Annotated in this window: 16 protein-coding genes; 8 read left to right on the top strand and 8 right to left on the bottom strand. The window is 58.7% G+C overall.

Translation table 11 applies throughout. The annotated features are described in order from the left end of the window. Nucleotides 1–40 precede the first annotated feature (40 nt). The gene (gene metE / locus AB7M26_RS11370; RefSeq protein ID WP_429384292.1) at nt 41–2353 is read right to left on the bottom strand and encodes a 5-methyltetrahydropteroyltriglutamate--homocysteine S-methyltransferase; all 2313 of its coding nucleotides are present in this window, start codon (nt 2351–2353) and stop codon (nt 41–43) included. Between the two features lie 120 nt (nt 2354–2473). On the opposite strand from metE, the gene metR reads away from it, so the two are divergent. Then, the gene (metR, locus tag AB7M26_RS11365) at nt 2474–3391 is read left to right on the top strand and encodes a transcriptional regulator MetR (protein ID WP_007898547.1); all 918 of its coding nucleotides are present in this window, start codon (nt 2474–2476) and stop codon (nt 3389–3391) included. Between the two features lie 209 nt (nt 3392–3600). Here metR and AB7M26_RS11360 read toward each other — a convergent pair whose 3' ends face one another. The 4 genes from AB7M26_RS11360 to AB7M26_RS11345 form a co-directional block, all read right to left on the bottom strand. After that, on the bottom strand, nt 3601–4116 hold the full coding sequence (locus tag AB7M26_RS11360; RefSeq protein WP_123500649.1) for a GNAT family N-acetyltransferase: 516 nt from the start codon (nt 4114–4116) through the stop codon (nt 3601–3603). A gap of 1 nt (nt 4117) precedes the next feature. Further along, nucleotides 4118–4756, bottom strand: coding sequence for a LysE family translocator (locus AB7M26_RS11355; RefSeq protein ID WP_008072313.1), 639 nt, complete (start codon nt 4754–4756; stop codon nt 4118–4120). Between the two features lie 23 nt (nt 4757–4779). Continuing rightward, nucleotides 4780–5214 (bottom strand): NUDIX hydrolase, encoded by a 435-nt coding sequence (locus AB7M26_RS11350; protein WP_123500647.1) that lies wholly within the window; start codon nt 5212–5214, stop codon nt 4780–4782. Nucleotides 5215–5421: 207 nt separating this feature from the next. Then, nucleotides 5422–6780: an HD domain-containing phosphohydrolase gene (locus AB7M26_RS11345; protein WP_123500645.1), complete on the bottom strand. Its 1359-nt coding sequence runs from the start codon at nt 6778–6780 to the stop codon at nt 5422–5424. 257 nt (nt 6781–7037) lie between these two features. On the opposite strand from AB7M26_RS11345, the gene AB7M26_RS11340 reads away from it, so the two are divergent. Genes AB7M26_RS11340 through AB7M26_RS11315 form a run of 6 tightly spaced genes read left to right on the top strand, consistent with a single transcriptional unit; the run spans nt 7038 to nt 15771 of the window. Then, nucleotides 7038–9344, top strand: a complete 2307-nt coding sequence (locus tag AB7M26_RS11340; protein WP_123500643.1) for an EAL domain-containing protein — start codon at nt 7038–7040, stop codon at nt 9342–9344. After that, nucleotides 9341–11215 (top strand): putative bifunctional diguanylate cyclase/phosphodiesterase, encoded by a 1875-nt coding sequence (locus AB7M26_RS11335; RefSeq protein ID WP_123500640.1) that lies wholly within the window; start codon nt 9341–9343, stop codon nt 11213–11215. Before AB7M26_RS11340 ends, AB7M26_RS11335 begins: the two co-directional genes overlap by 4 nt. A 46-nt stretch (nt 11216–11261) precedes the next feature. Then, the gene (locus AB7M26_RS11330; protein WP_123500638.1) at nt 11262–12221 is read left to right on the top strand and encodes a cytochrome-c peroxidase; all 960 of its coding nucleotides are present in this window, start codon (nt 11262–11264) and stop codon (nt 12219–12221) included. Next, nucleotides 12218–14029 carry a DAHL domain-containing protein gene (locus AB7M26_RS11325; RefSeq protein WP_123500636.1) on the top strand — a complete coding sequence of 604 codons (1812 nt, stop codon included), beginning with the start codon at nt 12218–12220 and terminating at the stop codon, nt 14027–14029. The genes AB7M26_RS11330 and AB7M26_RS11325 overlap by 4 nt, the downstream gene beginning before the upstream one ends. Continuing rightward, on the top strand, nt 14026–15429 hold the full coding sequence (locus AB7M26_RS11320) for an ATP-binding protein (RefSeq protein ID WP_123500634.1): 1404 nt from the start codon (nt 14026–14028) through the stop codon (nt 15427–15429). Before AB7M26_RS11325 ends, AB7M26_RS11320 begins: the two co-directional genes overlap by 4 nt. 57 nt (nt 15430–15486) lie before the next feature. After that, nucleotides 15487–15771: a putative quinol monooxygenase gene (locus tag AB7M26_RS11315; protein WP_123500632.1), complete on the top strand. Its 285-nt coding sequence runs from the start codon at nt 15487–15489 to the stop codon at nt 15769–15771. Between the two features lie 8 nt (nt 15772–15779). Here the strand turns inward: AB7M26_RS11315 and AB7M26_RS11310 are convergent, their stop codons facing one another. From AB7M26_RS11310 to AB7M26_RS11300, 3 genes are read right to left on the bottom strand one after another with little or no spacing between them, the layout of a single operon-like run. After that, nucleotides 15780–17333: a glycosyltransferase family 39 protein gene (locus tag AB7M26_RS11310; RefSeq protein WP_259698715.1), complete on the bottom strand. Its 1554-nt coding sequence runs from the start codon at nt 17331–17333 to the stop codon at nt 15780–15782. Nucleotides 17334–17338: 5 nt separating this feature from the next. Then, complete coding sequence (locus tag AB7M26_RS11305; RefSeq protein ID WP_123500630.1) at nt 17339–18847, bottom strand: glucosyltransferase domain-containing protein; 1509 nt, start codon at nt 18845–18847, stop codon at nt 17339–17341. A gap of 1 nt (nt 18848) precedes the next feature. Continuing rightward, on the bottom strand, nt 18849–19790 hold the full coding sequence (locus AB7M26_RS11300) for a glycosyltransferase family 2 protein (protein WP_123500628.1): 942 nt from the start codon (nt 19788–19790) through the stop codon (nt 18849–18851). 221 nt (nt 19791–20011) lie between these two features. Between AB7M26_RS11300 and AB7M26_RS11295 the strand changes: the two genes are divergently transcribed. Next, nucleotides 20012–21136 carry an OpgC family protein gene (locus AB7M26_RS11295; protein ID WP_123500626.1) on the top strand — a complete coding sequence of 375 codons (1125 nt, stop codon included), beginning with the start codon at nt 20012–20014 and terminating at the stop codon, nt 21134–21136. Nucleotides 21137–21201: the final 65 nt, after the last annotated feature.

Here is a 21201-nt window from a genome sequence, read left to right as displayed (position 1 = left end):
GAAAAAAAGGAGCGGGATTACTCCGCTCCTTCCTGACGCTTCACGCCAGCTGGCTACGCAACTGCCGTGCTGCCGCGACCATGTTTACCAGCGCTGCTTCGGTTTCCGGCCAGGCGCGGGTTTTCAAACCGCAATCGGGGTTGACCCACAAGCGTTCGGCCGGAATGCGCTTCACGGCTTTGCTCATCAACTTGACCATCTCGGCCGTGTCCGGCACCCGTGGCGAGTGGATGTCGTAGACGCCCGGGCCGATGTCGTTGGGGTAGTCGAACGCTTCGAAGGCTTCCAGCAGTTCCATGTCCGAGCGCGAGGTTTCGATGGTGATCACGTCGGCGTCCATGGCGGCGATGGACTGGATCACGTCGTTGAATTCGCTGTAGCACATGTGGGTGTGAATCTGGGTTTCGTCGCGCACACCCGATGCACTCAGGCGGAAGGCTTCCACCGCCCAGTCGAGGTATTCCTGCCATTGCGCCCGGCGCAGTGGCAGCCCTTCGCGGAACGCGGCTTCGTCGATCTGCACGATCTTGATGCCGGCGTTTTCCAGGTCCACCACTTCATCGCGCAAGGCCAGGGCCAGTTGCTGCGCCTGAATTTTGCGCGAGACGTCTTCGCGCGGGAATGACCACATCAGCATGGTGACGGGACCGGTGAGCATGCCTTTCATGACTTTGTCGGTGAGGCTCTGGGCATAGGTGATCCAGTCGACCGTCATCGGCTTCGGACGGCTCAGGTCGCCATAAATGATCGCCGGTTTGACGCAGCGCGAGCCATAGCTCTGGACCCAGCCGAACCGAGTGAACAAGTAGCCGTCCAGTTGTTCGGCAAAGTACTCGACCATGTCGTTGCGCTCGGCTTCACCGTGTACCAGCACGTCCAGGCCCAAGCGTTCCTGGATTTGCACGGCGTGGCGGATTTCGCTGTGCATGGCATCGGTGTAATCGTTGGCCGACAGCTTGCCTTGCTTGAAGGCCTGGCGCGCCAGACGGATCGATGCGGTCTGTGGGAACGAGCCGATAGTGGTGGTCGGGAACGCCGGCAGTTTCAGCCGTGCCTGTTGTTGTTCGATGCGTTTGGCAAACGGCGAGTGACGCTGGCTGTCCGCTGCGCCGATGGCTTTGATTCGGGCCTGAACATCCGTTTTGTGGATACGTGGAGATTGAGCGCGACTGGCCGCAATGGCGCGGCTTTCAGCCAGGGCGGTTTGCACTTTGGGCGATTGCGGATCGTTGAGGGCATCACGCAGCACGGCGATTTCACCGCACTTCTGCACGGCAAACGCCAGCCAGCTTTTCAGTTCCGGGTCGAGTGTGTCTTCACGGTCCAGGTCCACCGGGCTGTGCAGCAACGAGCAGGAACTGCTGACCCACAAGTTATCGCCAAAGCGTTCCTGGGCTGGCTGCAGTTGCGCCAGCACTTGCTCCAGTTCGCAGCGCCAGACGTTGCGACCGTTCACCAGACCCACCGAGAGAATTTTGTAAGTCGGCAGACGATCCAGCACTTGACCAAGTTGATCCGGCGCGCGCACCGCGTCGATGTGCAAGCCTTGCACTGGCAGGCTGACAGCCAGGCCGAGGTTGTCTTCCAGGCCACTGAAGTAAGTCGCCACGAGTTTTTTCAGCGGCGAGTATTGAAGGATGTGGTAGGCGCGTTCGAAGGCGTTTTTCCAGGCCTGTGGCAGGTCTAGGGTCAGGATCGGTTCGTCGATCTGCACCCACTCCACGCCTTGGGCTGCGAGGCGACCGAGAATTTCGCCGTAGATTGGCAGCAGGCGCTCCAGCAGGTCGAGCTTGTCGAAGTCATTGCCTTTGGCCTTGCCCAGCCACAGGTAAGTCAACGGGCCGATGATCACCGGTTTGACGTTGTGGCCCAAGGCTTTGGCTTCGTCGACTTCGTCGAACAGCTGTTCCCAGCTCAGCTTGAACTGTTGATCAGCGGTGAATTCCGGGACCAGATAATGGTAGTTGGTGTCGAACCATTTGGTCAGTTCTTGGGCGTATTGCGCCTGGGTATGTTCACCGCCGCAGCAGGCTGCTGTAGCGCCACGGGCCATGGCGAACAGGGTGTCGAGGGTCGGCAGGCCACGTTTATCCTTGGCACTGTCAAAACGTTCGGGGATGACACCGAAGGTTAGTGAGTGAGTCAGCACCTGGTCGTACCAGGCGAAGTCGCCCACGGGCAGCAGGTCGATACCAGCGTCTTTCTGCAATTGCCAGTGGGTGGCGCGCAATTGGCGGCCGACGCTTTTCAATGCGTCTTGGTCAAGATCACCCTTCCAGTAGGCTTCAAGGGCTTTTTTCAATTCGCGGTCGGCGCCGATGCGCGGGAAACCAAGTGTGTGGGCCAAGGCCATGGTAAGAGTTCTCTCTATAAAGGACGCTATAAAACATGGTGCTATTGTCGACAGCTCACCCAACATGAGACAAACTCAACCTTTTCGTGTTGATCACAAGTTTTCCTCATGGAGCCCCCGGTGCTTGAAATCCGTCACCTGAAAACCCTGCACGCCTTGCGCGAAGCCGACAGCCTGGTGGATGCGGCCGACCGCCTGCACCTGACCCAGTCGGCGTTGTCTCATCAGTTCAAGGAGCTGGAAGAGCGCATGGGCATGCCGTTGTTCGTGCGCAAGACCAAACCGGTGCGCTTCACCAGTGCCGGCTTGCGCCTGCTGCAATTGGCCGACGCCACCCTGCCGCTACTGCGCGGCGCCGAGCGTGACATTGCGCGACTGGCGGGCGGCACGGCGGGGCGTTTGCACATGGCGATCGAATGCCACAGTTGCTTTCAGTGGCTGATGCCGACCATCGACCAGTTCCGCGATGCCTGGCCGGAAGTCGAGCTGGATCTGGCCTCGGGTTTCTCCTTCGCCCCGCTGCCGGCGCTGGCCCGAGGCGATCTGGACCTGGTGGTGACCTCCGACCCGCTGGAACTGGTCGGGATCACTTACGTGCCGTTGTTCACCTACGAAGCCATGCTCGCGGTGGCTAACCAGCATCGCCTGGCGAGCAAGCCGTACATCGTGCCCGAAGATCTGCTGACGGAAACCTTGATCACCTACCCGGTGGAGCGTGATCGGCTGGACATCTTTACCCGCTTCCTGGAGCCAGCCGACATCGAACCGGCCCAGGTCCGCACCTCGGAACTGACGGTGATGATGATGCAACTGGTGGCCAGCGGTCGCGGCGTCTGCGGCATGCCTCATTGGGCGCTGCATGAGTACAGTTCACGGGGTTACGTGAAGGCTAAACGGCTGGGGGAAAAAGGCTTGTTCGCGACGCTCTACGCCGGGATTCGCGCCGACATGCTGGATGCACCCTACATGCGCGACTTTTTGCTGACGGCCAAGGACACGTCGTTTTCGACGCTGGATGGGGTTAGTGCAGTTCGCTAGTGCTCTGTCAGCCGAAATGGTTGGGGCAACGAGCAGCGACAGGTCTTGGTGTTCAGTAGTACTCAAAATTGTGGCGAGGGAGCTTGCTCCCGTTCGGCTGCGAAGCAGTCGTAAAACCGGTGTACGCGGAGTGTCTGAAAACATGCGGTTGCGGGTTTTGGGGCCGCTTCGCAGCCCAGCGGGAGCAAGCTCCCTCGCCACAACAGCCCTTATGCCAAAGATTCAGCGGTGAGCTCGCGCCACATGTGGATTTTGTCGAAGTAGTCCTCGCCCACCCGAACTGCCAGCGGCTCAAGGCCGAACTGCACGAAGCCGCATCGCTGATACAGCTTGAAGGCGGCTTCGTTGCCGGCGGTGACGGTCAACTGGATCAGCCTCAGGCCCTGATGGGTCTGTGCTTCAGCCAAAGCTGCCTGAACCAGTTGATAGCCGAGCCCGCGCTGCCGAACCTTGCCGGTCACGTACATGCCAAACAGCGTCGCCTTGTGCCGGGCCTTTTCCCGCGGCTCGAAGGCCAGGCCGACGATGCCCGCCAGCTCACCCTTCTCGAACGCCCCGAACACTACGTCCAGCTTGCCGGTCAGGCGCGATTCCCACCAACTCAACGGCATTACCGCGCGCTCGCGCACGCTGGAGGTGAACGCATGGGGATGCAAGTCATAGGCCTCAAGCATCAGCGCCCGGTAATCCAGGGCATGGCTGGCATCAAGCCGTTGAATCCACATTTCAGGCCACTCGCCGCTGCTCGAGCATCAAGCGCACCGCCAGCCCGGATAGCACGAAGCCCATGAAGTAACGCTGCATCGCCAGCCAGTTCGGGTTGTTGACGAACCAGGACGCGATGCCCGCGGCAAACAGCGCGATCAGCAGATTGACGCTGAAGCTCACGCTGATCTGGGTCAGGCCGAGGATGATGCTCTGGGTGAACACGGAACCGTGTTCAGGGGTAATGAACTGCGGAAACACCGACAGGTAAAACACCGCGATTTTCGGGTTCAGCGCGCTGGTGAGAAAGCCCATGGTAATCAGCTTGCGGGACGAGTCCGCCGGCAACTGCTGCGCCTCGAACGGCGAACGCGCACCGGGCTTGACCGCCTGCCAGGCCAGCCACAACAGGTACAACGCACCGGCCCACTTCAATACTTCATAGGCCATCGGCACTGCCACGAACACCGCGGTCAAACCCGCGGCGGCCGCGAACAGGTGCACTAAAAATCCCGCGACCACGCCGAGCAGCGAAGTCACTCCGGCCTTGCGCCCCTGGCAGATTGAACGAGAGATCAGGTAGATCATGTTGGGCCCGGGCGTGAGTACCATCAGCAGCGCCGCCGCGGCGAAAATCAGCAAATCTTGAAGCGGGATCATGGGCATCCTCCGTCCTTGGACGATCAAGCGGTTTCGTTCAGTGAGGCTCGATAAAACGGCAATATCTGGTCCCGTGTCAATGGCGCCAGCATGACATCGCCGTCGGTGGCAGGATCGATCCAGCGCACTTCTTCGATTTCCGCCGCTGGGGAAACGTGTGAGTCGATGATCAATTGAAAAAGTTCGGCTTGTACGACAAAACCCGGCTCATTGGCGGCCGGTGCCGAGAATTGCCCCAGGTAGGCGGCATGGGCCGGATCGATAACCAGCCCCAGTTCCTCTTCCAGCTCCCGAGCGAGGGCATGGACCGGTTGCTCATGGGCCTCGATCTTGCCTCCCGGCTGCATGAACGCCTGGGTACCGCGCTTGCGAACCAGCAGGGTGCGACCGTCGGGGCCGATCAGCAGGGCAGCGGCGATGCGGATGAGGCGGGGCGAAGCGGCGGATGGAAGTGTCATGGATCAGGATTGGCCTTGGGTAAAAGACGCAAGGATCACATGAGCGCCGGTTCTTCGTCACGCCGAAAACTTATCTGCCGAACGCCAAATAATGTGGGAGCGGGCTTGCCCGCGATAGCGGACTGTCAGCAACATCAATGTTGGATGTGATGACCTCATCGCGGGCAAGCCCGCTCCCACAGGGGATCAGTGTTGAGTCTTGAACACTTAACTCGTCTCGAGAAGCGCGCCCTCCACTTCCTCCGGCACTTTCACAAAAATGCTGTACCTGGCACCCTCCATCGCCTCGAAAGCGATCAACTTCTCCACCAGCGGCCCATTCAACACCTTGCCGGCATTGAGCAGCAGCATGCCGTTGTCGGCGTTGAGATTGCGCGCCAGGATCATGCCCGCCGCCAGATCCCGGGTGGTCAGCACCTTGACCGTCGGATCGGCCAGTGTCACGTCGCTCAGATAAGTGGCGCAAACCTGAATGAAATCCTCCACCAGTTCCGGGTCGTAGAGGCGACCGGCGTACTGGCGGATGTACACCAGGGCTTCATCGCTGTTCATCTGCCGTTCGAGGATCAGCCCGCGCTGCAACTCGATGAAATCCACTGCCAGTTTCAGCAACCGCGAACCGAACGGAATCGCTTCACCCTTGAGCCGATCCGGAAAACCACTGCCGTCCCAACGCTCCTGGTGATGCAGGATCAGCCGAGCGGCATCTTTCATTGGGTCGAGCGTCATCAGCAGCGACTCACTCTGCTTCGGATAACCCCGATAGCGCTCGCGGTCATTGTGATGCAGCAGGTCCGAGGGCGTGCTCATCATACTGTCGGTCCAGCTCAATTTTCCGATGTTGTAAAGCGCCGCGGCCATGGTCAGGTCACGACTGCTGCCTTCGTCCAGGCCATGCAGTTTGCAGTACACCCGCACCAGCTCGATGATCTGCCGGTTGGTCTGTTTGGCGGGCGGCAGGCGCAGGTTGGCCAGCAACGAAAACACCTCGGTGCCCGTGACATAGCTGCGCTTGAGCTCTTCGTAGGCCAGGTCCAGCATGTCGGCGGTCTGCTGCAGCTCGCTGGTGCGGGCCGCGACGTGTTTTTCCAGGGTGGCGTTGAGCCGCTTCAGTTGCTCGTTCTGATCCCACGTCTCCTGCACCAGTCGCAAACGCTCACGCTCGGAATGCTGATAGGCAAGTGATTGTCGAAGGGTCAGCAGCATTTCCTCATCGTGCCAGGGTTTGCTGATGTAACGATGAATCTGCCCTTCATTGATGGCTTTGATAATGGCCGACGGATCGGCATAACCCGTCAGCATGATCCGGAGAGTGTCGGGGTAACGCTGATGGACATGAGCCAGCAGCGTGGCGCCGTCCATATTGGGCATGCGCGCGTCACTCATCACCAGATCGATCGGTTGCTGCGCCATGATCTCCAGCGCCTGGGCACCGCTGGTGGCCAGCAGTACCTCGTAGGGCTGACCGCGCAGTAGACGGCGCAGACTATTGAGAATCGACTCCTCATCGTCGACCAGTAGTAATTTGGGTTTATCGGTCACTGTCGTGGGGAGTTGCTCTTCCATGGCATTACCTCAAGTGAAACGTGTGTCTTTATGTCGCGCGCGGGGCGAATGTCCTGGCGTTCCCAAGCCTGACCTACAGGCTAGATGATTTTCAGCCCGACCCCGGAAATGATTCGTTTCAGTCAACCGGGCGAATTTCTGGCCGGGCGACTATGCTCAGATCACTCGGATCCAGAACGATACCCGCTTCATCCAGCGATCAGGGAAGGGATACCCTCTATGAGCTCATTGCACCAACCTGCTGTCGGTACAGGCGCATGTCAGTGAACACGCTGCTTGCGCGCATTAATCGTCGGATTCTCATCGTCGATGACACCGCGTCGATCCATGAGGATTTTGCCAAGATTCTCAGCCCGCCATCGATCGAAGACGACAGCCTGATCAGCGCCGAAAACGCCCTGTTCGGTACCCCTGCGTCGGTATCGTTGCAGAGTTTCGTCATCGATTCCGCGTTTCAGGGCCGCGAAGCGCTGGACAAGGTCGAGAGCGCACTGGCGAATGACTCGCCCTACGCGATGGCCTTTATCGACATGCGCATGCCGCCGGGCTGGGACGGTCTGGAAACCATCGAACGCTTGTGGCAAGTCGATCCCAAGCTGCAGGTGGCGCTCTGCACCGCGTATTCCGACTATTCCTGGGAAGACATCGCCGAGCGTCTGGAACTGGGCGATCGCCTGCTTATCCTGAAAAAACCCTTCGATGCCATCGAGATCCGTCAGATGGCCAGCGCATTGACCGCCAAGTGGCAAATGACCGAAGACGCGGCGCTGAAGATGTCCTTGCTGGAGCACGCGGTCGAAGAGCGCACCCGGGAATTGTCCGACGCCAACATCATCGTGCAGAACAGCCCGACCATTTTGTATCGGCTGCGGGGCGAACCGTCGTTCCCGTTGATGTACATCTCCCACAACATCACCAAATACGGCCACATCGCGGCGGCCCTGGTGGCGTCGGCCAATTGGGCGCAGGAGCTGATCCATCCTGACGATCAGGCAAAAGTCGATACGGCGATGGCCAGGGTACTGGACCGCCATGCGTCAGGTGCTTCCATCGAGTTTCGGATGCGCACCGGTGACGGGGACTGGCGCTGGGTCGAAAACCGCTATATCCCGGTGCGCGATGATGAAGGCCGCTTGCTGGAAGTCGAAGGCATCATCATCGACATCACCGAACGCAAACTGGCCGAGGAAAAAATCGCCCTGCTGGCCCGCACCGACGGGCTGACCGGGCTGGCCAACCGCGCGACGCTGATCGAGCGGCTGCACCAGGCATTCGCCGCCGCCCGGCGCGGGGCCACACCGTTCGCCATGTTTTACCTGGACCTGGATCATTTCAAACGGATCAACGACACCCTGGGCCATCCGGTAGGCGACCTGCTGTTGCAAGAGGTCGCCGGGCGCATAAAAAACTGCGTGCGCGAAAACGATGTGGTCGCCCGACTGGGTGGCGACGAGTTCGCGATACTGCAACTGGACGTCGGCGATCCGACCCAATCAGCGGCCCTGGCCGCCAAGGTCCGCGATGCACTGGTGCTGCCCTACTCCCTGGCCGGCAATGATGTGCGGGTTTCGGTCAGCATCGGCATCAGCAGCTATGCGCCGATCAGCCTCAGTGCCGACAGCCTGTTGACCCAGGCCGACATGGCGCTGTATCGCTCCAAGGAAAAAGGCCGCAACCAGTACCACTTCCATTCCGAGGAGATCAATCAGGAAGTGGTCGAGCGCATGACCATCGCCAACGACTTGAAAACGGCCATCGAACACGACGAACTCGAACTGCGTTACTGGCCGGAAGTGGACCTGAGCAGTGGCAAGATCCTCGGCATGGAAGCACAAGTCAGCTGGAACCATCCTCAGCGCGGGTTGCTGGAAGCCCAGGCGTTTTTACCCGCGGCGGAAAAGACCGGCACCATCATCGCCCTCGGTCACTGGGTGCTGGAGCGCGCCTGTCGGCAAATGCGTCAGTGGCGTGACGAAGGCATGGCGCCACCGGTGGTGGCGATAAAACTGTCCCTGGCTCAGCTCAAGAGTGGTCCCGAGCTGATCTATGACGTATTGCGCACCACCGCGCGTTGGGAACTGTGCCCGTGGGACCTGCGCTTCGACGTCACCGAGGCGACCCTGGCCCAGACCAAGTGGACGCATAACGATGTACTGCCGCGCCTGCGTGAGCTGGGGGTGAAAATCGCCATCGACGACTTCGGCACCGAATACTCCTCGTTCGATTACCTCAAGACTTATCAGGTCAATCACCTGAAGCTCGCCCAGACCTTCATCGACATGGCCGCACGCGACCCGGCCAGCGCGACGACGTTGCGGGCCATCATCAACTTCGCCCGCGATGTAGGGATCGGCATTATCGCCGAGGGCGTAGAAACCCAGGAGCAACGCAGTTCGCTGATGGCCACCGGCTCACCCATGAACGCCCAGGGTCACTACTTCAGCCAAGCGGTCAGCAGTCAACAGGCTGCCGAGTTGCTGAAGGCCGGGAGCATCCTGCGCGCCAACCACGCAACCGCAGCGATGCCGGATGACCCGCCGCGTGCCACGGAGGACAAGGAATGAAAACTCCGTTCGTCCAGGCTAACCGGCGCATCCTGATCATCGACGACACGCCTTCGATCCATCAGGACTTTCGCAAGATTCTCGGCCCCGATACCGACGATGAACAAACGCTCGCCGGCACTGAAGCCGCGCTGTTCGGCAACCCGCAGTCGGCACGACTGGTATTTCAGCTCGACTCCGCCTACCAGGGCGAAGAAGCACTCGAACTGGTCAAGCGCGCCCAGGCACAAGGTCGCCCTTACGCCATGGCGTTCACCGACATGCGCATGCCCCCGGGCTGGGATGGCCTGGAAACCATCGAACGGCTCTGGAAGGCTGATCCTCACTTGCAAATCGCGCTGTGCACGGCCTTCTCCGATTACACCTGGGAAGCCATGGCCGAGCGACTGGAGTTCGGCGATCAGTTGCTGGTGCTGAAAAAACCTTTCGACAGCCTGGAAATCCGCCAGATGGCCAGCGCCTTGACCTGGAAGTGGCAGATGGCGCAGGACGCGGCCATGAAAGTGCAAACACTGGAGCAAACCATTGAGGCCCGGGTCCATGAGCTGCTCAAGGTATCGCACTTGTTGCAGTACGACGTATTGACCGAATTGCCCAACAGCACCTTGCTGGGCGACCGGCTGAACCAGTCACTGGCCCTGTCGCGACGCCATGACAAACAACTGGCGGTGATGTTTCTGGGGCTCGATCGCTTCAAGCGCATCAACAATGCCTTGGGTCACCCGACCGGTGACGAGATGCTCAAACGTGTCGGGCACAATCTGGTGGCCTGCGTGCGCGCATCCGACTCGGTGTTTCGTTACGGCTCCGATGAGTTTGTGGTGATCCTGGCTGACATCCATCACCCCCAACAGACCAAGGGCATCGCCGAAAAGCTCTTGAACGCCATACGCGCGCCTCAACACATTGCCGGCCACGACCTGAGCGTGACGGCCAGCCTGGGCATCAGCATCTACCCCGAGGACGGTTTCGATGCCATCGCGCTGATCAAAAAAGCCGAAACCGCGATGCGCAACGTCAAGGAAAGCGGCCCGAACGATTTCAGCTTTTTCATCGATGAGATGAACCAGCGCGCCCGGGAACAGCAGAGCATCGAGTCGGGTATTCGCCTGGCGCTGGAACGCAACGAATTTGTCCTGCACTACCAGCCCAAACTTGACCTGGGCAGCGGCAAGGTGGTCGGCGCCGAGGCATTGATCCGCTGGCAAAAGCCTGGGCAAGGCTGGGTTTACCCGACAGATTTCATCGGTGTGGCCGAGGACAGCGGCTTGATCGTACCGTTGAGCAAATGGGTGCTCGCCCAGGCCTGTCAACAAGCCTGCGCCTGGCAGGCGAAAGGTCTGCCGAAACTCTGCATGTCGGTGAACGTGTCGGCCATCGATTTCCGCCAGCGGGACTTTGTCAAAGGGATCGAACAGATACTCAAGCAAACCGGTATGGACCCCACCTTGCTGGAGCTGGAAATTACCGAAGGCGTATTGATGCAGAACGTCGATGCCACGATGCTCGCGCTGAATCGGCTCAAGGCATTGGGCGTACGGCTGGCTATCGATGACTTCGGCACCGGCTATTCGAGCCTGAGTTACCTGCAACGGTTTCCCATCGATGTGCTGAAAATCGACCAGTCATTCATTCGTGGCCTGAGCCGTGACAGCAATGACGCGGCCCTGGTCAGCGCCATCATCAGCCTGGGCAAGAGCCTCAAACTGACCGTCATTGCCGAAGGGGTGGAAACCCTCGAACAATTGAATTTTCTCAAGGCCCTCCAATGCGAGGAAGGCCAGGGTTATTACTTCAGCAAAGCCGTGGAGCCGGAGGCCTTCGTGCAATACCTGACGTCTGTGCAGTCCGCTCCATCCAGCCCCAAATGAATGATGTGCAACGACACCCAGGCCCCCTGCGCCAAGGAATCATAAGATGTCGAGCCCCTTCTACTACCTGCTTCTAGCGCCTCTACTCGGATGTTGTCTGATAGCCAACGGCGCACCGCTGGACGAACCGCTCAAACCCTTGCCCGCAGTGCCCCAGCAGAATCCCTTGCAAGTCGAACTCGGTCGTCGGTTGTTCAACGAACCACGCCTGTCGGTCAACAACACCCTGTCCTGCGCCAGTTGTCATCGTCTGGAAAACGGAGGCGCCGACGCCCTGGCGTTTTCCATCGGCTTCAACGGCGCCCCCTTGACGATCAACACCCCCAGCGTGTTCAACGCAAGTCTGAATTTCCGGCAATTCTGGAACGGCCGCGCCGACACTCTGGAAACACAAGTCCACGAAGTGGTGCAGAGCCCCAGCGAAATGGGCAGTCATTGGGAGCATGTCGTTCAGACACTGACCGCCGACCCGGCTTACAAAAGCGCTTTCGCCAAGGCCTACCCGGACGGCGTGACCATGAACAATGTGCAAAGAGCCCTGGCCACCTATGAGCGCACGCTGATCAGTGCCAACTCGCGTTTCGACCAATATCTGCTGGGCAATACCGAGATTCTGACGACCGAAGAGAAGTACGGTTACCAGCGCTTCAAGGACTACGGCTGCATCGCCTGCCATCAAGGAGTGAACATCGGTGGCAACATGTTCCAGAAATTCGGGGTAATGGGTGATTACTTCCAGGTTCGAGGCAACCCCACCGAAGCCGATCTGGGTCGCTATCTGGTCACCAAAGATGAAGAAGACCGCAACGTGTTCAAGGTTCCAAGCCTGCGCAACGTCGCCGTGACTGCGCCGTACTTTCACGACGGCTCGGCCAAGACCCTCGAAGACGCGGTAGACGTGATGTTCAGATTCCAGCTCGGTCGCGTGCCCTCTGACCAGGACAAGACCTTGATCATCAAATTCCTCAAGACCCTGACCGGTGAGTGGGGAGGCAAATCCTTATGAAAACGTACCACCGTCGCAACCTTTTATTGCTCAGTGGCGTGGCCGTGTTACTGGCCTCGACACTGCTGTTTCTGTACCTCAAATCAAGCTCCGACCAGACCTCGACGTACGCCGAGTCCCGGGACCTGATTGGCCGGATCAAACAGTTCAATGCGCAGTGGGAAACCGAGATTCTCAAGGCCAGGATTGCCATCAGCCACAACTACGACCCGCTGGTTGCACCGCTGACCGAGATGACGCTCCTGTGGCAGCGCTTCGAGACCATGGAATCCAGTCATGGTCGTAATGACTCGCCGATCTGGCGTGCCAGCCATGAGGCTTACCACACCGCCATTCAGGAAAAAACCCGGCTGGTGGAGCAGTTCAAATCGCACAACGCTGTGCTGCGTAACTCACTGGCGTTTTTGCCCACCGCCGAAGATGACATCCAGGAACCGCTTACCCAACTGGTCGACGAAGACAAACTGCAACTACAGAACATCGCCACCGACACCTACGACTTGCTGCTCAGCAGCCTGGAGTTCGCCCAGGTCACCTCCGACGACAAAGCGGCCGATATCCTGGTCGGGCTGAACAAACTGCGGGTGAACAAGGAACGATTACCGGAGCAGTTTCATAGCCCGATCGATGTCTTGAGCAATCACATTGCGCTGATCCTGCGGGAACAACCCGTGGTCAATCGGCTGCTGGAGAATATCGAAGCCGTTCCCGTGGCCGCACGGCTGGACGACATGACTGCGCTGCTGAACAAGGATCAGCAGCAAACCGATGCAGCCAACCGACGCTACCACCTCTACATGCTGGTATTTTCAACGCTGCTGGTGATGGTGCTGGTGTACCTGGCCATTCGCCTGATGCGCAGCTTCGGGGAGACCCATCGGGTCAACAAGGAACTGCAAACTGCCAACGACGTACTCGAACAACGGGTCGAAGAGCGCACCCGCGAACTCAAGGATACCCAGAGCGAATTGCTCGACACCGCTCGCCAGGCCGGCATGGCTGAAATCGCCACTAACGTGCTGCACAACGTCGGCAACGTGCTCAACAGCGTGAACATCTCGGCCGACCTGGTCACCCGCAAGCTGCGTAACAGCAAGACCCAGGGACTGGGCAAGGCGATGCTGCTGATCAACGCGCATCAAGACGACCTGGGCGCCTTCCTGACCCAGGACGAGAAAGGAAAACTGCTGCCCGGTTACCTGAACCAACTGGTGGATGCCATTGCCCTTGAACAACAAGGCATGGCCGACGAACTCGGGCAACTGAGCAAAAGCGTCGATCACATCAAGGACATCGTCGCCACCCAGCAATCCTACGCGGGCGCCAACAGCCTGGTGGAGCCGTTGCACATCAACGAACTGCTGGAAGACGCCCTGCGGATGAACGCCGGCGCCCTGACCCGGCATCATGTCACGGTGGTCAAGGAGTACGGTGACGTACCGCAGGTGATGGGCGACAAACACCGGTTGTTGCTGATCCTGATCAACCTGATCAGCAACGCCAAATACGCCATGACTGACCTCAGCAATCGCCCGCGTCAAATGACCCTCGGGGTGAAAGTCGTCGAGGACTCGATCCTGCAAATCAGCGTCAAGGATGACGGCGAAGGCATCGCGCCGGAGAACATGACGCGGATCTTTGCCCATGGCTTTACCACCCGCAAGGAAGGTCACGGCTTCGGCCTGCACAGCTGTGCCCTGGCCGCCATCGAGATGAACGGCCATCTCACCGCCCATAGCGACGGACCGGGCAAAGGTGCACTGTTCACTTTGCAGATCCCGTTAAAACCCGTCATGGAGGAAGCATGAGCGATCTTTCAAACCGACGCATTCTGCTGATCGACGACACACCGTCCATCCATGAAGATTTTCGCAAGATCCTCACCCCGACATCAGTGCAGCATGCAGAGCTGGACGAAATGGAGGCCGCGCTGTTCGGCAGCGAAGCGAAATCCACCAACCTGCTGTTCGAGCTGGATTCGGCCTATGGCGGTCAGGAGGGGCTAGGCAAACTCATCCAGGCATTACAGGAAAACCGCCCCTATGCGCTGGCCTTCGTCGACATGCGCATGCCCGAGGGTTGGGACGGCGCGCAGACCATCGAACACCTGTGGCAAAAAGATCCGTTGCTGCAAGTGGTGGTGTGTACCGCCTATTCCGACTATTCCTGGGATGAACTGCTGGAACGCTTGCATGCCCATGATCGCCTGCTGATTCTGAAAAAACCGTTCGACAACATTGAAGTCCAGCAAATGGCCAACACCCTGCTCACCAAATGGGAGATGACCGAGCGGGCGTCTATTCAGATGAGCCATCTGGAGCATCTGGTGGATCAGCGCACGGCCCAGTTCAAGCAAGCCAGCGAGGCGTTGCAGCGGGAAATCGACGAGCGTAAACAGCTTGAATCCCAATTGGTGCAGTCGGAAAAACTCGCTTCGCTGGGGCAACTGGCGGCGGGCGTCGCCCATGAAATCAATAACCCCATCGGCTTCATTTCCTCCAACCTTGGCGCCCTCGATGGCTACTTCAAGCAACTGCAGGCCATGCTCGATGCCTATCGGGAAGCGGAAAACGCCATTGGTTCAAGCGAGGTCATCGACCGTCTCGGTCAGTTACGTGAACGGGTGGAACTGGACTTTCTGCGCGAAGACATTCCGCTGCTGATCAAGGAGTCCAAGGAAGGCATCGGCCGCGTCGGGCAGATCGTCAAAGACCTGAAGGACTTCTCCCGCGTGGACTCCAATCAGGAGTGGCAGTGGGCCAATCTGCAACAAGGCATCGAGTCGACCTTGAACATCGTTGCCAATGAACTCAAGTACAAGGCCGATGTGGTGAAGGAGTTTCAACAGCTGCCCGATATCGAATGTCTGCCGTCGCAAATCAATCAGGTGATCATGAACCTGATCGTCAACGCATCCCAGGCGATGGGACCGGAACGGGGCACCATCACGCTACGCACTGGCCTTGAAGGTGAAACGGTGTCGATCGAGGTCGCGGACACGGGCATAGGTATCGAGCCGGACAACCTGCAGAAAATATTCGACCCGTTCTACACCACCAAACCGGTGGGCCAGGGGACAGGGCTCGGGTTGTCCCTGTCCTATGGCATCGTGAAAAAACACCAGGGCGATATTTCGGTTCGTAGCGAAGTCGGGGTGGGTAGCACCTTTCGGGTCGAGTTGCCGGTGCGGCAATCCTGGCCAGCATAAACACGTCGGCAGCTCCTACCTGGCTGTTCCAATACCCATGCACCAAGAAAGAACCCCATGCTGAAAGTAATCGCTCAAGATTTCATCAAACCCGAATACATTGAAACCGTTCGCCCGTGGTACGCCGAACTGGTCGAGAAGACTCGACTGGAACCTGATTGCATTGCTTACGATCTGTTCATCGATCAAAAAGACCCGGGGCACTTTATCTTCGTCGAACAATGGCCGAATAAGGCGGCGCTGGATGCTCATTGCCAGTCTGAGCATTTTCGGCGTCTGGTGCCGCAGATTAATGATTACCAGGCGAAGGATTGTATTGTTGTGCTGATGGATGCGTTCTGACGTCAACCTCAAGGGGGGGTTGCCGCTTCCCCCCGGATAAACAAACGGGCTTCGCTGTCCCCTTCCTTTAGCATCAGCACCTGCTTCCAGTGTTTGGGAAACAAGGCGTCGTGTTCAGGACGAGCGTCGCCCGTGACCCACCAGATCCGCTTGGCATCCAGTTTCAAGGTTGAAAAATCGTCGAAGAGAATCGAATGCAGGTGACGGGGGATGAGTGCCCAACCACCGTATTCGGCGGTTCCCCAAAGGGTGCCTGTCGGTGGTTTGAAAGCGTATAACCTCGGCTGAATACCGGTCGAGTTGTAGTACGTAAACGGCAAATACCAATACAGGTTATCCACAACGATCTCGTCACCCGGACGTACTTCGCGGCCAAGCCCTGCGACCACGGCGTCCAGTCTTGCGTCCTTGCGAACGCTCGTCCCGTTCATCTCATCGGTTTGCGCATAGACCGCCGAAAGCCCGTGTACCTCTGCCAATAAAACCAACGCCATGGCGACAGCGGCAAGAACGGCATGGCGTTGGCTAAATGCGTCCAACGCGAGCGCAACAATAAGGGGCAACGCGGCGACAGCGAACACCAGGTATCTGGCATTGAAAACCGGCACGATCAGCGACACCAGAAAAACGGTCAGCACCGGTACAAAGAAATAGCCCACCAGCAAGACGCTGAAAGGCCGCTCATGATGAGCCTTGAGCAGCACCGCAGCGGCGCAAACAACGATCAACACCGAGGGTAGCGCACGCCATAGGGATGAATAACTGGCCGAATCTCCCATCATCACCAGCTGCCAAACAAAGGTCAGCGCTGTTTGCCAAGTGAGTGGCGGTATCCACTCGAGCCCATCCATTCGCAGCAATTGATCGATGAAATGAGGAATCCACGGCAGGTACAACACAACGATTGCGCTGTTGGCCACGACCCATGCACGAAACGGTATTGCCGTGGACCGACCGCCCTCCCTCGCTTGCCACCAACAAAGCCAATGCACCAGAACGCACAGTGCGGCGAAGTAGTGCGTATAGAAAGCAGCCGACATCAGCAGCACGTAAAAAACCGGATAACGTTTTTGAGCCGGTGCCTTGACCCAGCACACCAGCGCCACGGTCGCGCCCATCAGCCAAAAGCCGAGCAAGGTGTACATTCGCACTTCCTGGCTATAGCGCACCGATATCGGTAGGAATGCCAACAACAATGCCGCTATCCAGGTCGCCTTTCGCGTCGTCACTAGACTCATCAATTTAATGCACAGCAACAGCGTGCCGACATCCGCCAGCGCACTCAGGGATCGCGCAGCCAACACGCCATTGCCGAACAGCAACATCCACAAATGCAGCAAGACATAGTAAAGCGGCGGATGAACATCCCGTGCCGTCGTAGCCCAGATATACGCAGGCGAGCCTTCGGCCAGCAAGATGCTGTAGGCCTCGTCGTACCAGATGACCGGCACGGTGATGGAATGAAACCTTGCGAACAACGCGAGGACGATCACCGCCACCAGACCTGCCCTGTCGGCCATCCGGGATGGAAAGCTTTCGGGAGGGATCGAAGAGGTAATCACCAGGCTCACCACTGAAGCGTGGTGATCGGGGTCGGCTCTTTCATGACGATGAAACCGTAATCGCCCAGCAGATAGATGCGATAGAACTTGCTCTCCACCAGTGGTGGGTAACCCTGGTAACCGGCCAGGGTCGCGTTGCGCCGCTCCCTCTCCGCGACCACATTGGTGATGCCCGCCTTCGGCAGGTTTTCGGCCAGCATGAAGAAATTGATGTTCAGCAGATAATGTAAAACCGGCATCTGCTTGAACGACCCCGCGGCCCCCACCAGCCAGTGATCGGAATAACTCACCGCCAGATAAATACGCTTGGCCTCGTGCAATTGCCGCTGGGCCGCGATGTCATGCCCCAGGGAAAACAACGCGCTGGACGCAAAAGTGTTCTGCGCCGTCAGCACGCGGCCATAGGCGTAAGACAACGAAAGCATGGCCAACATAGGCACCGCCAACAGCAGCGGCAGCCGCTCATGGATGGGCGCCAGCGCCAGATGGCTCAAATAGAACAACAGCACCAGCAACACCGCAAAACCCATCAAGGTCCTGGCGCCTTCATTGAAGTCGCGGAAAAACAGCGCAGCCCCCGACACCAGCAAGGTCACGACCGATACTGTCAGCACACACACCAGGCCCATCATGATTTTTCTCAGCCCGGTGTCATGGCGTTCCATCACGTTCCGGGCAAGCCGCACGCTGCCCGCCAGTGCACACAACAGCAGCGCAGCGAACACCCAAGTGAATCCACCGTGAAACAGCAGCGCGACTTTTTCCAGCACCCGGCCGATGTTGATTTCAAGTTGCAGCAAGGGCGCCGCCGCCCAGTTCAGCAGCAAGGCGCGATCCTGGTTCATGTACGGATAAGCCGTGACGCTATAGATCAACCCGCCGAGCCCTGCCTGGGCGATTTTCCAGCCGATCAACTCGTACCACTGCCGCCACGCCCATTTGTCATTCGCGCCCCTGAGCAGTTCCAGGCAACACAGACCCAGAAACACATTCAGGCTCACCTGATAGAACCCCAGCGCCAGCGCAATCAGGAAGGCCGGCACCAGCCATTGCAGAATGCGCGAGGGATGACGAAAAGTGATCGCGTAGATCACTGCCACCAGACTCAAGGCATTGGCCGGCCCGTCGTATTGATAAGACAGGTTCTGCAGGAAGAACGGGTTGTACCAGAGCGGCAACAGCACCAGGCAGCAGGATATTGTCGGCCGTGGGTAGTAATGGAAGGTCAGGCTGGTCAACGCAAAAGCCATGGCCAGCGTGGCGATCAGCAGCGGCAATGGAAAGATATTCGGTGCGCCATCGCTGAACGTCAGCAGGTTGTAGAACAGCTCGGTGAACAACCGCCCCTGCCCCGCCCAGGCCGTACCGGCCGACAGCGAACGCCAGTTGTCATCGATGTAGGGATAGTCCGCCAGGATCAGCGGAATGACATACACCAGCGTCGCGATCAAAAAAAACAGCCAGACCCGACGACGCCCGAGCTCTTTGCTGAAAAAGTCGCTCAGCCTGCCCATGCTAAAGCCCGGTCCGGTCTTTGCCGCCAATGACGTCTTTGACCACATAACGGGGTCGATGCTTGGCTTCGATATAGATGCGGCCGACATACTCGCCGAGGATGCCGATACCGATCAATTGGACGCCGCCGAGAAACAGAATGGCCGTCATCAGCGAGGGGTAACCGGGGACATTGTTCCCGAAGAAAATCTTGTCCAGCACCATGTACACCGCGTACAGCACCGCGAAGATCGAAATGCCGCCACCGATGTAAGTCCACAATCGCAACGGCACCGTGCTGAACGAGGTAATGCCTTCCAGCGCCAGGTTCCACAGTTTCCAGCCATTGAACTTGCTGCGTCCTGCCACTCGCCGGGCCCGCTCGTACTCCACCACCGCGGTGGTGAATCCGGCCCAGGACAGAACGCCCTTCATGAACAACTGATGCTCGGGAAGCGCCCGAATCACATTGACCACCTTGCGGTCCATGAGCCGGAAATCCCCGACGTTTTCTTCGATCCGGGTGTAGGAAATCCTGTTCAACAAATGATAGAAGAGCGATGCGCTGTGGCGTTTCAAATAACTGTCACTGTCACGATTGCGGCGTTTGGCGAGCACCACATCGGCGCCCTTTTGCCACTCGGCAATCAACTGCGGGATGACGCTGATCGGATCCTGCAGGTCCACGTCCATGGGGATCACTGCATCGCCGGTGGCGTATTCCAGGCCGGCAAACAACGCCGGTTCCTTGCCGAAGTTGCGCGAGAAGTTGATCAGCAATACCTGTTCATCGACCTGTGCCAGCGCCTTCGCCTGCTCAGCCGTCCGGTCAGTACTGCCGTCGTTGATGAACACGATCTCGACCTCACACGGGTCAAGTTTCAATTCGCGACGCACCGCCTGATGGAACAGACTGATCGCCTGCTCTTCATTGAATACCGGAACAATCAGCGAAACTTTCACGTTTCACACTCCTGAAAATCGAAGTGTAGATGTTCGGCAGACCGCCATCAGGGGGCGTTCTGGTGCGCGAACTGCCCGGCAGACCGACGGACACGCCATCCCGAGCGTTCGCTATAGCCCCCTGAGACATTCAGTAATATCCAGCCTTTTGCAATTGGCGGCGAATCACGCCACCCTGCGCGCCGCTCGCTCCTACTCCACCCGTTCAAGAGCCCGCCATCATGACGTTTGAACGCGACCACCGAATCGACTTTTTTCGCGGCCTGGCCTTGATCTTCATCTTCTGGGATCACGTGCCACAGAACCCGCTCGCGCAGTTCACGGTGCGTAATTTCGGTTTCAGCGATGCGGCAGAGATTTTCGTGTTCCTGGCCGGGTACGCGGCCGTGCTGGCCTACGGCAAAATCGCCCGGCGCGACGGTTTCATGGTTGCCACGGTGAAAATCCTGCGACGCGCCTGGGTGCTGTATGTGGTGCATATCTTTTTGCTGGCGCTGCTGATGGGTATCGTGTTTTTCGCCAACAGCCACGTGGAAACCCGTGATCTGGTGCAGGAGATGGGCTTGCAGTACTTCCTCAGCAATCCGCAGCAGGCATTGATGGATGAGCTGTTGCTGCGCTTCAAGCCGAACCTGATGGACCCGCTGCCGCTGTATATTTTGTTGCTGCTTGGCCTGCCGTTGGTGCTGCCGATGCTGCTGCGCAAGCCTGAATACGTGGTGGGGTTGTCGGTGGTGGTGTATCTGCTGGCGCCATGGCTTCAATGGAACCTGGCGGGCACCGACGGTGGCGTGTGGTTTTTCAATCCTATGGCCTGGCAACTGTTGTTTATTCTCGGTGGCGCGACGGCGATTCACGGGCAAAGGCCTCGGGCGCCGCAACCTCGACCGCTGATTCGGCAGCCGGTTTTTATCGCCGCGCTGACCTATTTGCTGCTGACCGGGTTGATCGCGGTGTCGTGGAAGTGGCCGACCGTGCATGAGGTCTTCATGCCCCAGACACTCGGCGAATGGCTCTATCCGATCAGCAAGACCAACCTCTCGCCGGCACGCCTGCTGCATTTCCTCGCCCTCGCCTACGTCACCGCCAGGTTGTTGCCCGACAACGGCTGGACGCAACATTGGCTGGCGCAACAAAGCTGTCGCATGGGCCGTTATTCGCTGGAAGTGTTTTGTTTTGGCGTGTTGCTGGCGCCATTGGCGGACATGCTCAATGCCTTGGGCGCGAATGCACTGGCGATGCAGGTATTCAGCGCAATGTTGGGGGTCGGGTTGATGGTGCTGCTGGGGGCCTGGCTGGATTTCAACAAGCGGTTGAATCGGCCGGCCCAAGTCGCCGTCGTCTGATAGACAAACCAATTCTTGTGGGGAAGGGCTTTTGTGGCGAGGGAGCTTGCTCCCGCTCGGCTGCG

Source organism: Pseudomonas sp. F-14 TE3482 (assembly GCF_053629455.1).
This window is presented reverse-complemented; position numbering and strand designations above follow the sequence as displayed.

What these genes read in the sequence shown, in the direction of transcription:
- metE (WP_429384292.1), bottom strand. Translation starts at nt 2,353, where the DNA reads ATGGCCTTGGCCCACACACTTGGTTTCCCGCGCATCGGCGCCGACCGC.
- AB7M26_RS11360 (WP_123500649.1), bottom strand. Translation starts at nt 4,116, where the DNA reads ATGTGGATTCAACGGCTTGATGCCAGCCATGCCCTGGATTACCGGGCG.
- AB7M26_RS11355 (WP_008072313.1), bottom strand. Translation starts at nt 4,756, where the DNA reads ATGATCCCGCTTCAAGATTTGCTGATTTTCGCCGCGGCGGCGCTGCTG.
- AB7M26_RS11350 (WP_123500647.1), bottom strand. Translation starts at nt 5,214, where the DNA reads ATGACACTTCCATCCGCCGCTTCGCCCCGCCTCATCCGCATCGCCGCT.
- AB7M26_RS11345 (WP_123500645.1), bottom strand. Translation starts at nt 6,780, where the DNA reads ATGGAAGAGCAACTCCCCACGACAGTGACCGATAAACCCAAATTACTA.
- AB7M26_RS11340 (WP_123500643.1), top strand. Translation starts at nt 7,038, where the DNA reads ATGTCAGTGAACACGCTGCTTGCGCGCATTAATCGTCGGATTCTCATC.
- AB7M26_RS11335 (WP_123500640.1), top strand. Translation starts at nt 9,341, where the DNA reads ATGAAAACTCCGTTCGTCCAGGCTAACCGGCGCATCCTGATCATCGAC.
- AB7M26_RS11330 (WP_123500638.1), top strand. Translation starts at nt 11,262, where the DNA reads ATGTCGAGCCCCTTCTACTACCTGCTTCTAGCGCCTCTACTCGGATGT.
- AB7M26_RS11325 (WP_123500636.1), top strand. Translation starts at nt 12,218, where the DNA reads ATGAAAACGTACCACCGTCGCAACCTTTTATTGCTCAGTGGCGTGGCC.
- AB7M26_RS11320 (WP_123500634.1), top strand. Translation starts at nt 14,026, where the DNA reads ATGAGCGATCTTTCAAACCGACGCATTCTGCTGATCGACGACACACCG.
- AB7M26_RS11315 (WP_123500632.1), top strand. Translation starts at nt 15,487, where the DNA reads ATGCTGAAAGTAATCGCTCAAGATTTCATCAAACCCGAATACATTGAA.
- AB7M26_RS11305 (WP_123500630.1), bottom strand. Translation starts at nt 18,847, where the DNA reads ATGGGCAGGCTGAGCGACTTTTTCAGCAAAGAGCTCGGGCGTCGTCGG.
- AB7M26_RS11295 (WP_123500626.1), top strand. Translation starts at nt 20,012, where the DNA reads ATGACGTTTGAACGCGACCACCGAATCGACTTTTTTCGCGGCCTGGCC.